Annotated in this window: 12 protein-coding genes; 3 read left to right on the forward strand and 9 right to left on the reverse strand. The window is 42.3% G+C overall.

What is annotated here, in order from left to right; all coding sequences use genetic code 11:
• Nucleotides 1-30 precede the first annotated feature (30 nt).
• The 8 genes from PODO_RS18390 to PODO_RS18425 all read right to left on the reverse strand — a co-directional run bounded on the left by PODO_RS18390 (nt 31) and on the right by PODO_RS18425 (nt 8296).
• Nucleotides 31-690: a methionine ABC transporter permease gene (locus tag PODO_RS18390; protein ID WP_036688669.1), complete on the reverse strand. Its 660-nt coding sequence runs from the start codon at nt 688-690 to the stop codon at nt 31-33.
• Nucleotides 665-1708: a methionine ABC transporter ATP-binding protein gene (locus PODO_RS18395; RefSeq protein WP_036688670.1), complete on the reverse strand. Its 1044-nt coding sequence runs from the start codon at nt 1706-1708 to the stop codon at nt 665-667. Before PODO_RS18395 ends, PODO_RS18390 begins: the two co-directional genes overlap by 26 nt.
• Nucleotides 1709-1735: 27 nt before the next feature.
• Entirely contained in the window at nt 1736-2896 is a 1161-nt protein-coding gene (locus PODO_RS18400; RefSeq protein ID WP_038572049.1) for an amidohydrolase, read from the reverse strand.
• A 21-nt stretch (nt 2897-2917) separates the two neighbouring features.
• Nucleotides 2918-3589, reverse strand: a complete 672-nt coding sequence (locus PODO_RS18405; protein WP_052097124.1) for a GntR family transcriptional regulator — start codon at nt 3587-3589, stop codon at nt 2918-2920.
• Nucleotides 3590-3850: 261 nt separating this feature from the next.
• Nucleotides 3851-5203 (reverse strand): sodium-dependent transporter, encoded by a 1353-nt coding sequence (locus PODO_RS18410; protein WP_036688675.1) that lies wholly within the window; start codon nt 5201-5203, stop codon nt 3851-3853.
• A gap of 283 nt (nt 5204-5486) precedes the next feature.
• Complete coding sequence (locus PODO_RS18415) at nt 5487-6134, reverse strand: FusB/FusC family EF-G-binding protein (protein WP_038572053.1); 648 nt, start codon at nt 6132-6134, stop codon at nt 5487-5489.
• Between the two features lie 317 nt (nt 6135-6451).
• Entirely contained in the window at nt 6452-7324 is an 873-nt protein-coding gene (locus PODO_RS18420; RefSeq protein WP_036688680.1) for a carbohydrate ABC transporter permease, read from the reverse strand.
• 15 nt (nt 7325-7339) lie between these two features.
• Complete coding sequence (locus tag PODO_RS18425; protein ID WP_036688682.1) at nt 7340-8296, reverse strand: ABC transporter permease; 957 nt, start codon at nt 8294-8296, stop codon at nt 7340-7342.
• Between the two features lie 143 nt (nt 8297-8439).
• On the opposite strand from PODO_RS18425, the gene PODO_RS18430 reads away from it, so the two are divergent.
• The 3 genes from PODO_RS18430 (at nt 8440) to PODO_RS18440 (ending at nt 13657) form a co-directional block, all read left to right on the forward strand.
• Nucleotides 8440-10251, forward strand: a complete 1812-nt coding sequence (locus PODO_RS18430) for a sensor histidine kinase (RefSeq protein ID WP_036688684.1) — start codon at nt 8440-8442, stop codon at nt 10249-10251.
• A gap of 4 nt (nt 10252-10255) precedes the next feature.
• Nucleotides 10256-11866 carry a response regulator transcription factor gene (locus tag PODO_RS18435; protein WP_036688687.1) on the forward strand — a complete coding sequence of 537 codons (1611 nt, stop codon included), beginning with the start codon at nt 10256-10258 and terminating at the stop codon, nt 11864-11866.
• A 105-nt stretch (nt 11867-11971) separates the two neighbouring features.
• Nucleotides 11972-13657: a type 2 periplasmic-binding domain-containing protein gene (locus tag PODO_RS18440; RefSeq protein WP_038572055.1), complete on the forward strand. Its 1686-nt coding sequence runs from the start codon at nt 11972-11974 to the stop codon at nt 13655-13657.
• 68 nt (nt 13658-13725) lie between these two features.
• On the opposite strand, the gene PODO_RS18445 is transcribed toward PODO_RS18440, so the two are convergent.
• A complete protein-coding gene (locus tag PODO_RS18445; RefSeq protein WP_038572057.1) occupies nt 13726-14859 on the reverse strand; it encodes an SGNH/GDSL hydrolase family protein in 1134 nt (377 codons plus the stop codon).
• Nucleotides 14860-14989: the final 130 nt, after the last annotated feature.

Here is a 14989-nt window from a genome sequence, read left to right on the forward strand (position 1 = left end):
CTGTCGAGTCCCTCCCAGAATATGTAGTAACTAGTAACGGCGAATTTTTCTTGCTAGCGTGTTGCCTAAAGATTGAATCCCTTGCACTAAAATAATGAGGATAATCACGGTGGCTACTACGACAACAGTGTCAAAGCGTTGGTATCCATATACGATCGCCAAGTCTCCCACGCCGCCTCCCCCTACCGTTCCAGCCATTGCAGTTGCACCTATCAGACCAATCGTCGCTGTTGTAAGAGACAGGATTAAGGATCCAACCGCCTCTGGCAATAAAAAGTACCAAATGACTTGAAAAGGAGTGGCTCCCATCGCCTCAGCGGCTTCAAGGATTCCCGGATTCACTTCAAGCAGTGAGTTCTCTACCAACCGCCCTATATAAGGTGCGATATAGATAATCAAGGGTACGATCGCTGCGCTTGTCCCAATTGAAGTATGAACAATCAATCGTGTGAAAGGCACAATCGCAACCAGTAAAATAATAAAAGGCAATGAGCGAATGATGTTGATAATCGGATTTAGTACGGCGTAAAGCGCTTTGTTCTCCAAAACCCCACCCGGACGAGTGATGACAAGCAATATCCCAAATGGGATCCCAATCAGGGAGCCAACAAACAAGGAGAACCCTACCATTTGAATTGTTTCTATAATCGCCTGCAGAAATTGATCACCTGTTACTGTGGTCGAAAACATTAGATTCTACCTCCTCTACACCGACTCCATTTCTTGTTAAGAAAGATAATGCATTGTTAATCTCTGCTGCCTCACCATCGAATTGAATGATCACTGTTCCCAGTGTTGTTTCTTGAATTTCCGTCGTATTCGCAAATAAAATATTGACCTTTATATCGCAGGAGCGAATCATTTCAAACAGGATAGGCTCGGAGGCACTTGCTCCCACAAAATTAAGCTTGTACAGCTGACTTCCGGGTTCTGTTTTGATAGATTTCCGCACGCTAGAGGTCATGCTATTTTGAATAACCGTCTTCACGAAATTTTGCGTGGTCAGATGTTTTGGACTTCCGAATACATCTAGAACACTTCCTTGCTCAATAATCCGGCCTTCTTCCATGACCGCTACCTTGTTACAAATCTCTTGAATCACGGACATTTCATGTGTAATGATCATCACGGTAATGTTGTATTCAGCATTGATTTTTTTTAATAGCTGTAAGATAGAATGTGTGGTCTGTGGATCTAAGGCAGAGGTCGCTTCGTCACATAAAAGGATAGACGGATTCGAGGCAAGCGCTCTGGCAATCCCGACACGTTGCTTCTGACCACCTGATAACTCACTCGGGTAACTCCCCGCTTTGTCACTTAATCCAACAAACTCTAGCAGCTCCATTACCCGTTGGCGGATTTCATTTTTATTCTTTTTTAGGAGAACTAGAGGGATCGCCACATTATCAAATACTTTTTTAGATTCTAATAGATTAAAATGTTGAAAAATCATTCCGATATTTTTCTTAGCGGTACGCAACTCTTTATCGTTGTATGTTCCCAAATCACGTCCAGCGACCATAACTTGTCCTTTGGTGGGTCTTTCCAAATAATTGACTAAACGAATTAATGTACTTTTCCCCGCACCGCTATAGCCGATAACCCCAAATATATCGCCTTTTTCGACCTTTAAATCAATCCCTTTAAGAGCATCAATAGTGGTCCCTTTCCGAGTGAACGATTTGTAAACATTCTTTAATTCAATCATTTCCATTCCCCTCAATCATATATAGGATTAAGCTTCCTCTTGCTGCTTCACCAGCGCTTGTTCTGCCAATAAAGCGAAGTACTTAGCAGCTGGTAATATCGCAGCTTCATCAACATCGAAACGAGGGTGATGTAAGGGATAGGCTGGACCTGATCCTATATTCACAAAAGCACCCGGTATCTGTTGTAAATAAAAAGAGAAATCTTCTCCACCCATCTGTGGAGGAATATCATGTACTTCATAGCCGAAATCTGAGGCGATCTTTTTGGTAAAGTCCGCCCATTCCCCATGATTTATCGTTGCGGGTGGACCTGGATACCAATGTAACTCTGCCTCTGCCCCAGCTCCCGCAGCAATCCCTTCGATAAGACGAGTCATTTGTATTGGAATATTGCGGCGAATCTCTTCATTGTAAGTTCGTACTGTACCTTCTAATTCGACTTTTTCCGGCAATACATTCCATGTGAAGCCTCCATTAATTCTGGTAACACTTAACACTACTGGTTCCGTGGTACTGTTTTGGCGACTTACGATGGTTTGTAGTGCGGTAATGATCTGAGCCGCAGTTACAATCGTATCCACACCTTTTTCAGGATAAGCAGCATGAGCGCCGACACCTTTTATTGTAATTTCAAACCGGTCAACACCGGCTGTTAAAGCTCCTGTTCTTGTTCCAAAAGCTCCTGTAGGCAAGTCAGGCGAATTATGGAGACCAAATATAGCCGCCACATCCTGGAGTCCTCCCGAGGCTAAGACACTTTCCGCCCCATGCCCTGTTTCTTCCGCGGGTTGAAACAATACTCTAACCTTTCCAGGTAATTCACTTTCACGAGCCTTTAATAATAATGCAGCACCTAAAATAGTAGCCGTGTGAAAATCGTGACCACAGGCATGCATCTTTCCTGGGATCTCTGAGGCAAAGGACAATTCAGTTTGTTCCTCTATGGGAAGTGCATCAATATCACAACGAATGGCCACTATGGGTCCGTGACCCTGCCCGATCTCTGCGATGAGTCCGGTTTGTAAAGGCAAGTCAAGGATGTGAATATTGGCTTGGGTCAGCCATTCCCGTAATTTTGTTGTGGTTTTAAACTCTTCATACGCTAATTCAGGCTCACGATGCAGGTTTCTGCGAACCTCTATTAATTGATTAGCTAAAGCTTGCTCAACCTCATTTAGTGGTTTCATAGGTGATGTACTCCCCTTTCGTTATGCTTCCAGCTTTTCTTCAATCCCTTTGATGCGATCAAGCGCAGTCGATAGACTGCTTAAAATATGATCTTGCATGGCTTTTTCAGCACCATCTTCATTTTTAGCAGCGATCATTTGTAAAATAAGATCATGTTCTTCATCCGCTTGTGTGTTCCAATCCCCATGCATAGAGACGAATCGACAATAACGAAGCGAATGATCTCTTAATTGATTCAGAACCTTCTCGAAGGTTTTTAGTTCGCTGATTTCTGATAAATAATCATGGAACTCAAATCCATATGTAACAAAATTTTGATTATCACCAAGCTGGAACGAGTGTTTCATTTTTGTAATCATCGTCGTTAAATTCACAATATCTTTCTCTGTGGCATGCTTAGCTGCACTTCTTGCAATATAGCCTTCAAGCATGCTGCGAATAAGAAATATTTCTTCAACCTCTTTAAGGGTTACTGAAGCTACCCGCAGTCTTCCATTTGGCTGTCGAACCAGAAAATCCTCGTTCTCCAATCTCTGTATCGCCTCTCTTAGAGGTGTGCGGCTGACTCCGAGCAAGGCCGCCAAATTTTCTTCATTTACAGGTTGATTCGGTTCAAACTCGCTATCAATAATTTTTTGTTTTAATTCATAGTAGGTATTGTCCTTTGATAACCTTCGTGATCGTATCGCCATTTCTATACTGCTCCTCATCGATAATCTATGGGGTCCGAACCCCAATAATATATTTGTATAATTGTATACAATTATTAGTTAAGGATTGATTAGTTAGTTACATTCCCTTCCATACCGTTCAAGCTTTTTTATACTATATTCCAATTATTCCACCTAGTCAAGTAGGAATTAAAAATCAATCTAATCCCCTCTTTTCAACACAAAAAAACCCTACAACCAACAAGGGTCGTAGAGCTATTTTTGAATAAATAAATTTCAGAATTAGAAGGAAATAATTCCCGAGGTATGCAGCAGCACTAGGAACACTAGGATCGGCGCCACATAACGGAGCATAAACAGCCAGACACGGAACCAGCGCGCTTGTAGTCCAGCAGCTTCCGCTGCACCTTTCCAGAAATAACCAGCAAAGATGGTAATCAGCAGACCTCCAAGCGGCAGCATAATGTTAGAGGTGATAAAATCCAGCCCATCAAATAGAGATTTGCCACCAATCGTTAGCTCCGGGAACATTCCCAGTGACATCGCTAAAGGAATACTAAGAAGGAAACAGATCAACGTCAAAATCCAAACCGAACGTTTCCGGCTCCAATTCCAGCGCTCCATTGTGAAGGATACAGGCACTTCAAGCAGCGATACAGCTGAGGTTAGAGCAGCAATCGCCAGCAAGATAAAGAACAAACCGCCGAAGAGCGCACCAAAAGGCATAGCCGAGAAAGCGGCTGGCAAAGCGATAAAAATCAGCGAAGGTCCCTGATCAGGAGCAATACCAAATGAGAACGTCGTCGGAAAAATAATCAAGCCTGCGATAAAAGCATATAACAAATCTCCCGCACCGATTGCGATGGCAGCGGTACCCAGCGATTGTTTTTTATCAACATAAGATCCGTATGTCAGGAGAATCCCCATCCCGAGCGATAATGAAAAGAAGGCATGTCCCAATGCAACTAGCGCAGATTCCGCTGTCAACACTGAAAAGTCCGGTTTTAGGAAAAAGGATACCCCTGCGGATGCACCCGGTAAGGTTACCGCGCGAATCATTAACACTACAAGGAGTACGACCATACCAGGAATTAATACTTTGTTAAATTTCTCAATCCCGCCTGATACACCAAGGATGACTACACCCGCCGTAATCAGAATGGCTATCCCCTGCCAAACGATTGGCATATATCCAGAGACAAACGAATTGAATTCGCCTGCATAATCAGTAGTGCTGAATAGTTGTCCATTAAAAGCAATCATCGAATAGTTCAGCGTCCAGCCAGCAACAATAATATAAAAGGAGAGAATTAGAAACGGCGCAAGCACCTGCAACATTCCAGCTGCAAACCAACTCTTCCCGCCTCCAGCCCGCATAAAAGAGGTCGCTGCGCTACCACGCCCGCTGCGTCCGATAGCCAGTTCTGCCAACAGCACCGGTAACCCTATCAGCACTAAACAGACGATGAAAAGAAGGAAAAAAGCTGCCCCCCCATTTTCTCCTGTAATATAAGGAAACTTCCACATATTCCCTAGCCCAACCGAGCTGCCGATGGCGGCAAAAATAAAGCCCGCGGAAGAGAAACGTTCCTCCTTCTCCGAGAGAAGATTTTTGTTACCCTTAATTTGATTCATTATAACGCCCCGTTTTCTTTTTTAGACCTCATTATAGCTTAAGTAACAAAGCACGTCATATGGAAATTTTCTGACTATTCTTATAACTACTCAAATTCTCTGTTTGTAAACGCTTATATTGTTTATTCAGTCACTGAATCTTACGAAGAATTATACTACTAACTCCCCTTTCTCATTATATCCACTAATGTCGTGCCTCATTGCTTCAATGAAACGAATTGTCTATATCCTGACGATATCTTTTAACAAAAAAGGCTCCCACTAAGGGAGCCTTTTCTAAACATTATTTGCGGACAGAGAGAATGAACCTCTCAAGCTTAGCTGTATCGGTTATGCTCCGATTACATTCCTGATTATCCAAACATACGTATTGACCCACAGCAGAAATATTATCCGGCGAAACGTTCACATTCTTGGTCTTAACATAAAAGAATGCAAGCTCTTGATGCCGATTGCAGAACATGCAGTACCCTTTTTTGTGCGTTGGTGTAATTCTACCCTCTATACCAATGAACTGTCCTTCGTACGGATAGATAATGAATAATTTATTACTGGCAATATCTATCCAACTCAAATACGTTATGTTGCGATAGTCGATGAGTTGTAGATCAGGTACTTTCAGTTTCTTATTCTTAGGGAATAGCTTCTGAATCTGCTTCAGCGTAATCGTCGGATATGACTCTAGGTATGGTTCTAATTCACTAAGATATCTCTGGAAATCTTCTGCAGTTTCGAAGGTCGATATTTGTTCCAGCATCTGCTTGTGATTCTCCATAAGAGAAGGAAATGCCTCAATAATGTTCGTAGCAGCACTATATCTTACAGTCTCCAAGACTCTGCGATCCGCAACGGTTCGCAGGGTATGCAGAACAAATTTCGTTTGTTTCTTAATTAAGTTATATTGATGGTTTCTAATAAATGGTGTACACATCGCTTTTCAGCCCCTTATTTATATTAAAAGTTCATAAGGTGCAAAGCCCATTTATAGAAACGATAAAATTAAGTTGGGCGATATATCCATCCATCGCACCTCACGCAAAGTATCGCCCTATATTAGGCTTTGCGTGAGGAACTTCTAGCTAATGGGCATTTCAACATTAGCACTGTACCACCTCCGAGCATATTTCATGCCAAAAGTATAGCACCGTATTTTAGAAGGCGCAATTCATCTCGGGTGTCTATTTTTCATGCCATACCTACAAAAAAAGGGAGCTACATGGACTAGTCCAGTAACTCCCTCTTTTTTGACTATTCTTTTACAGCGCCGACTACGATCCCTGTCACAAAATAACGTTGCAGGAATGGATAAACCAACAATATCGGTAGCGCACTTATGAAAATCTGTGAAGCCCGTATAGTCCGTTGAGACAAGTTAGCTACGGCTGACGGATCAAGCTTAGACATATCTGCCTGAACGATAATGGTCTGCATAAACGTCGCCAGCGGCAGCTTATCCGAATCTCTGATATAGATTATTCCGTCAAAATAAGAGTTCCAATGACCCACCATCATGAATAGAGAAACCGTTGCAATGACTGGTAAGGAGACTGGTAAATATATTTTCAAAAAGGTCTTAAAATGTCCTGCCCCATCAATAAAGGCTGCTTCCTCAAGGTCCTTAGGTACACCACGGAAGAAGTTCAGCAGCAAAATGATGTTAAATACGGCTACCAATCCAGGTAGGATAAGTGCCATCAAAGAATTCATCAGCCCGAGCTTTAGAATCAGGATATATCCCGGAATCAGACCCCCACTGAACAGCATGGTTACGACAAAATACCAAAGATAGATATTACGCGCCCGGAAAACTCTAGTTTCCTTAGAAAGAGCATAGGCTGCAACCGTATTTACTACCAGTGCAAGTGCTGTTCCTAGTATTGTCCGCTCTACCGACACCCACAGGGATGTAAGAAAATTAGTGTTGTTAAAAGTTTTTGCATAGGCCTCCAAAGTGAAGCCAATTGGCCAAAAGGTGACCAATCCAGCATTGGCTGGGGCGGACGCACTAAGAGATACCATGAGTAAGTGATACAATGGCAGCAAGCAGAGCACCGAAAGGATAGTTAGGAGCACATTGTTGAATATGCTAAATATTCGATATGGAAGGGTTTTATGGTACATTTGTTGTCATCCTTTCTAGAAAATTCTGTACCCTGCAAATCTATAGGCAAGTCGGTATGAAATAACGATTAGAATTAAACTAATTGCCGATTTAAAAAGATTAACTGCGGTCGCAAAGCTGAATTGTCCGCTCAGAAGACCTTCTCTGTACACAAAGGTATCAATGATATCCCCTTGTTGATAGATCAAAGGACTATATAGGTTAAATACCTGGTCAAAGTTGGCGTTTAATACATTGCCCAGTGCCAAGGTCGCAATTACAATAGCAATTGGAATAAGTGCTGGTATGGTAATATACATCGTTTGCTTCCAGCGACCTGCCCCATCCACTTCAGCAGCTTCATAAAGTGATGGATTAATGCCGGATAGCGCAGCTAGGAAAATGATCGTGTTGAAACCAAATTCTTTCCAAACATCACTGGCTATGATGGTAAATCGGAACCAGTTGCCGTCCCCTAGAAAAAAGATCGGTTTTATGCCGAAAACGGACGAAATAAACTGATTGACGATCCCTGTTTGTGCTAGGATATCGATCAGAATTCCTGAAAGGGTAACCCAAGACAAGAAATGCGGTAGATAGACGAGTGTTTGAATAGATCTTTTAAGACCCATATTCCTTACCTCATTGAGCAACAAGGCGAATATAAAAGGAATAATCAGGTTCAAAACAATTTTGGAGCAAGCAAAAAACAGTGTATTCCAAGTAATTTGCAGGAAATAATCGTTCTCCCACATGTACCTGAAATGCTTAAGTCCGACCCATTCGGAATCAAAAAATCCTAATGCAGGCTTATAATCCTGAAATGCCATGAGTATTCCTGACATGGGGATATAAGAAAAAATAAAAACCATAATTGCCGCCGGTAATACCATGAAGTGGAGCACCCATGGTTGTTTATAGCCTTTTTTTCTTTTTCTTTTTATACTTGGTTTATTTTCCAGGCCTACCTGCTGTATTGAATTAGCCTCCATAGCTCTCTCCTGTTCCCAAAAAAATATTTTGTGTGTGATGGGGATCTCTGCTATAAATAGTATCAGGCGTTTCTCAGGTTTGACTATATAACATTGTTAGGCTTGATATGGTTTTATTAGGACATCATCTGGAGGGTACATTTATGAATATTTGGAAGCGCTTTACATCCCTGAGAGAATTAACACAATCGCGGTTTAGTTTGTTTGCCAAAATAAACTGCCTGATCATACTCTTGTTCATCCCCATCATTATCATGTATACCTTTTCAAATAACGTCACCTACGATGTTGTGAGTAAAGAGCTGCAGGTGTCCAATACGAAGCAGCTCACTTTTCTGTCCAGTCAAATTGATTCACGTATTAATCAGATGATGGACTTCACCCTCATCCTTTCTAGAGATCCAAATGTCAGAGCCTTCAACGGATTAAACATTTGGGCTGATCGATATGATCAGATGCAAACCCGGTATGTCATTCAGGAAAAGATGGTGCTTCAATCCGGGGTTGCAGATATTTGGCCTGCCAGATATGCCGTACATTCACAGCAAAATAAAGATGTCATCTCCAACTACAATCGAGCATTTGGGTATGATGAGGATTACTTAAAAAGAAATATGAGTGGAAAATGGACGTATGGCGATCATAGCTTGGAATCTAAAGACGAGCTAAAATCCTTCTACTGGTTCTATACAGATTCCTTAGCTCAGCCGGGGATGTTGACGGGAAGCAACTTGGTGATTGAAGCCAGCTTCAGTTATGAGAATATTCAGAACATGCTGGATACGTACAAGGAAGGTGGACAAGGTGATCCTTTTCTCTATCATAAAGGGAACTCTCCGATTCTGAATCGCAGTGCGGACAAGCAGTTATCTGAAGAACTCATTCGTTACCTGGATAAACACTCACCTGAGAACACTACGCAGGATGTAGTCAAACTCAATGGCAAGAACTACCTGGTCAGCTCTGTGAAGTCCTCCTATTTGGATTGGAATTTAATAGATGTTGTCCCTCTATATCAAATCCTAAAACCCATTTCGCTCAGTCAGGATTTGTTCTATATCTCGATGATTTTGCTGTTTGTTATGGGAATTTCCGCTTCCATATTACTATACAGAAATGTTCAGTACCCTATCAAAAAGCTAATTAAAGGCTTACGGCGCGTGCAGCGTGGAGATTATTCTGTACGTCTTCATAACGAGGGCCGGAACGAGTTTTCGTTTCTATTCCATCGCTTTAATGATATGTCCCATCAAATTCAAGACCTGATAGAGAATGTGTTCAATGAGAAAATCCGTGCCCGCGAAGCTACACTTAAGCAGCTGCAGGCGCAAATCAATCCGCATTTCCTCTATAACTGCCTTGGTTATATTATCAATATGGCCCAGATGAAGGATGAGGACGCTGTTGTCTCAATGGCTTATAATTTAAGTGCTTACTATCGTTATACTACCCGAATGGAACGGGAAACCGCGTCACTGGATGAAGAAATCAAGCTGCTCGTCAACTATTTGGATATTCAAAAGCTGCGCAATGCCAGAATTGATTATCATATCGAAATCCCTGAGAACATGTTAAGCCAGTCTGTGCCACGTCTAATGCTTCAGCCTATTGTGGAGAACTCAGTCATTCACGGAGTGGCCAAATCGTATTCATCGGGTGAGATTAGCATTAGTGGTGAGATTTCGAACGGCTTCTGCAAGATTTATATTGATGACGACGGGCCTGGCTTGAATCCGGAGCAGTTAGAAGCTTTGAATCGTAAAATGCAGGAGCCATTGCAGGAAGAAATGGGCTGTGGGCTCTGGAATACGAATCAGCGGATCATGCACCTGTTCGGTAATCAATCCTGTCTAACCTTTAAACCATCCCCTCTTGGAGGTTTCCGAACAGAGATTATCTGGGAAATCCCTACTGAGGATGAATATTCTAAATTTAAGAATCATCAAGGAGAATAACAACATGCAAATGATTATAGTAGACGATGAAGCGCACTGGGTAGATAATCTTGCGATGACTAAACCCTGGCATACGCTAGGAATTGAACAGGTGCATAAAGCGTATTCGGCACGTGAGGCGCTACAAATTATCGATACCAACCCGATTGATATTGTGATCTCGGATATCCAAATGCCCGAAATGACGGGAATTGAATTAATAGAGCGGATAAGAAAACGTGATAAAAAGATTAAATGCATTATTTTATCAGGCCATTCGGAGTTCGATTATGCCAAAAAAGCACTCCAGCATAATGCAGTCGATTATTTGCTTAAGCCACCTACCGATGATGAAATCATCGGTGCAGTCAAAACTGCCATCGAGCAATTGAACACAGAATGGGAACTTATCAGTTCGCTTAAACGAACCCAGTTTACCCTACGGGAAAATCTGCCGCTTTTACGTGGTCAACTGCTGCTTGATGCCTTGCAAGGTCATCAATTTCAAGCTGGCGAATGGGAACGGAAGCTCGTAAATTATGATTTGCCCTTCCATTCTGGCGATTGCGCTTTGATGCTTGTACGCATGGAAGAAGAATTTAGCCATTATAACAATAATGATCAAACCTTAATTGAATATGCCATCATCAATATGGCTGAAGAGATTATGGGTGAATTTATGCAGGTCTGGGGCGTTAAAGAAGAACATGGATATCTTGTGTTTCTGCTTCAGCTTAAAGAGAAAGGATCCGACATCGGCAAAGAAACCATCCTAGAAAAGCTTTCTTTACAGCTTCAGTATAAGGTTAAGCAATTTCTGAAAGGTTCCCTGTCCATAGTAATCACCGAGTGGTTCCAGTTTCCCGAGAAGGTGTCGAGCCGTTTCCGTCAGGCTACAGCTTATTTCCGGCAGATCGTGGGAGACGAGCGCGAATTCGTAATGCGGGTCAGCGAATTTGAACCTTCCACCACCCAAGGACCTTTGGATGCCCTTTACACCCCGCCGACACTAATTCACCTGCTTGAAAGTGGGCATTGGGATGCTGCGGAAGAGAAACTACTCGCTGTCTGCGCGGAGCTGGATGAGAAATGGTCTGAATCGTGGGAGCATTGCATGGAGGCAGGTTTTTTAATCACTGCATCCTTCACGAATCTCGCACACCGAAATGGACATACTCTAGCTAACTTAGTGGGAGACGATCTCGGTTGGTTGCAAAGCGGTGAAGCGTTCTCGACCATCGGCAAACTTAGAAAATGGTCCCTCAGCATCCTGAGCAAATTGAAAGAAGGAACGTCTAACGAAATTAAGGACATCAGGTCTGAATATGTGAAAAAGATTCAAGATTTCACAGACAAAAACCTGCATTTAGATGTTTCATTACGGGTTCTGGCTGACCATGTAAACCTCCATCCGACTCATTTATCAAAAATTTATAAGATTGAAACGGGTGAAGGAATAAGCGATTATATCTCGCGCCTGCGCATGGATCGGGCCTGCCATAAGCTGAAAACCACTTCTAAAAAAGTCTATGAAATCAGCATGGAGATTGGCTATATGGACCCTGCTTATTTTATAAAAGTATTCAAACGACAGTTCGGAGTAACACCGCAGGAATATCGAGACAATAATAAATAGCATGATAGAGTCCTATCGAAACTAAAAATCTCATATAGATGCCATCCCCGACTAGTTGTTAAAGTTACACTTGTAAAGATCATACACAGTAGGGGGAATTAAAGAATGATCAAGTTCAAAAAAATGTGGTCGTTGTTAACGGTCACAGCACTTATCACACTCACAGCCTGTGGCAGTGGCGGCGGAAATAATGAAAACGCCAAACAAAACAATACCACATCGTCTGAGACTAGTTTATCTGAAGCAGATGCTGCTTTTGAAAAAGGTAAATACGATCCACCCATCGAGTTCAGTTCGGTATTGATGCCGAAGAAATATGTTCAAGGCGATACAAAAGAAAACAATGTTCACGATCGCTGGATGCTGGAAACACTGGGCATGAAGCATAAAGATACTTGGTATCCTGCCAATGACGATCAATACAGACAAAAGCTTCAGCTTGCCATTGCTTCTGGCGAAAAGCTGCCTGACTTCGTTTCTGTACCAACCAATGCAGTGTTGACCAATCAACTGATTGATTCCGGTCAGTTCATTGCTATCGATGAGTTGTTTGACAAGTATGCTAATAAAATTCTAAAAGATCATGCTGCAGCACACCCAGAACTTTGGTATCCATTCACAAAAGACGGTAAGAAATACAATATGCCGATCCTTGAATATACCGATAATGACGATACCCTTCTCTGGTTACGGGAAGATTGGATGGAAAAGCTGAACCTTCAAGCTCCAAAAACAATCGCCGATCTTGAGATCATTATGGACAAATTCAAGAACGAAAACCCTGACGGTCTAGCACCTAAAGATGTTTTCCCACTTGCGATTTCTTTGAAAAACAATACTAACACCTGGATGGGCCAACTAGACTGGTTATTCGGTGCTTACGGTACGATTGAAGAACAATGGAATAAAGATGCCGACGGCAATCTAGAATACGGTTCCATAAATCCTGGAGCTAAACAAGCCCTTGCTAAGCTTAGTGAGTGGATGGAAAAAGGTTATATTCACACAGACTCCGCACTTTGGGATGAAGGTAAATCTGCTGAAAGCTGGACAAAAGGCGCCGCAGGTATTCTACCAGGGGCAAACTGGGTTCCAGACTGGCCGGCTCCCGATCTTATGAAAAATGTACCTGGAGCGAAGATCAAAGCTTATCCGGTTCCAGCAGGTCCAGACGGACTCATCGGTACCAAATGGCAGAACTCTGGGGTAAACGCTAGTATCATGATTAACAAAGATGCTAAGCACCCTGAAGCGATTTTCTTATACTACAACTACTTGCTTGATAACTTAGCTAATCCAGCAGGTGGTAGTGAATTTGAATACGGCTTTGCTAAAGGCTACGATTGGGACATGATTGATGGAAAACCTACTAGTGATAAAGAGAAGATTAAAGACTTCTCTAATGAGTTTCCTTTCTTAACTGGGCCGGCTCGTATTCCTGATCTGTTCATGAAGACATTGGTTAAACTTGCTGATGGTGAAACACCTGTAACTCCTTATGAAAAACAAATGGCTGAGTTCCGTAAACCGGAAAACTGGGCCGCTGCAAAAGTTGTTATGTCGCAAATAGACATTCGTAGACAGAACTATTTCACTGGTGCTGCGACACCAACGATGGTATCCAAATGGAATCTGCTTCGTCAATCCGAAATGGAAACCTTCAACAAAATCATTTACGGCAAGCTTCCAGTAGATGCCTTTGACTCCTTTGTTTCCAACTGGAAAGCAAATGGTGGTGACCAAATCACCAAAGAAGTTAACGAATGGTTCAAATCTGTATCCACCAAATAGACTAAAGTAAATAAAAACAAGCCGGAGCGTGATCCTTTCGCTCCGGCTTGTTTTTTATGAATTTATCATTAACTTTCGCCCGCTAGAATCCCTTTCAAATACCCCGTCAACTCTTTTGCCGCTTGTTCATGAGCTAATGCTCCCGGATGACTTCTTGCCCCTATGGTCTCATCCGTCATATTTGGAAGCTGCAACACTGAAACCTGCTTGTCCCCTGTTTTCTTGCTATAAGCATCGACCGCTCGGTAGATCGCCGGCATCATGGGGATACCAAGCATCCCGTATGCCCATACGAGATGTGCATGTTGATTATTTTTTCTAAGCATCATCAGAAATTTCTCGACGGCATCGACAAAAGCTTGTATATCATCCTCATGATAGGTCCCGTCTTCATTTAAGCGTTGTTCATGGCTTTCCCCTGTTACCTCATCTTTCCATTCTGGCGAATGAAAAGCGCCCCCATCATTGGTTCCTAGATTAACTACCACAACATCTGGCTGCCAGGATTCAAAAGAATGTGCTTGAAAAGCTCCTAAAGCTTCGTTTTTTGCTCCAGTTAGAAGACCACAAACCTGTTCATAACCATCAGGGATATTACCGTGCGGATTATTATCCCAGCTAGTAAGGACGCCCCAGCCACTTTGAGAAATAACTCTATATTCTGCATTTAAAGCATCTGCCGTCATGCTAGTATAGTTGTTAATGGCACTAAACCACATTGGAATCCAGTCTTCTTCAGCCTTGGCACCTATACTTCCTTCTCCGGATGTTATACTGTCACCTATGAACTCTATCTTGTGGGGTTTGTCCGCAACGGGCAGAAATTCCCCATCCATCTTCACCGCATGTATCTGCAAAGAGCAGCCAGAGTCTCCACTCATTGCCTGCACATCTTTTACAATACGGACATTTTTCACAACACGATCATTCATGCCTCTAAATACACAAATCCAATACCGGCCTGCTACTAACATTTGTCTGCTTACAGGAACGGAGTTGATCAGGATGCTAATCCAAGGTTCATAAACATCATAATCTGCTTCTACTTCAAGCCATAGCTCAGAACTTTTAACATTTAATTCGACCGCACTGCCTGTCCAAAATAACGTTAGTGGAGAAAGTAAACCTGTTGTTCTGCCGTGAATTTTCAGATGTTCGATATCAGCTAATGTATGTACCTTTAAGTTTGTATTCTGCTTCATAAAATCCCTCCTGAATTACTACTAGAATCCTAATCTATACTTCTACTTCACTACTTCTTCAATACTATCTTATAATCCTTTTCCAAATAGCATATAGCATATAGCATATACTCTGCCTCTGGTACAATAG

The sequence above is a fragment of the Paenibacillus odorifer genome, from assembly GCF_000758725.1.
Classification (GTDB): Bacteria; Bacillota; Bacilli; order Paenibacillales; family Paenibacillaceae; genus Paenibacillus_AQ; species Paenibacillus_AQ odorifer.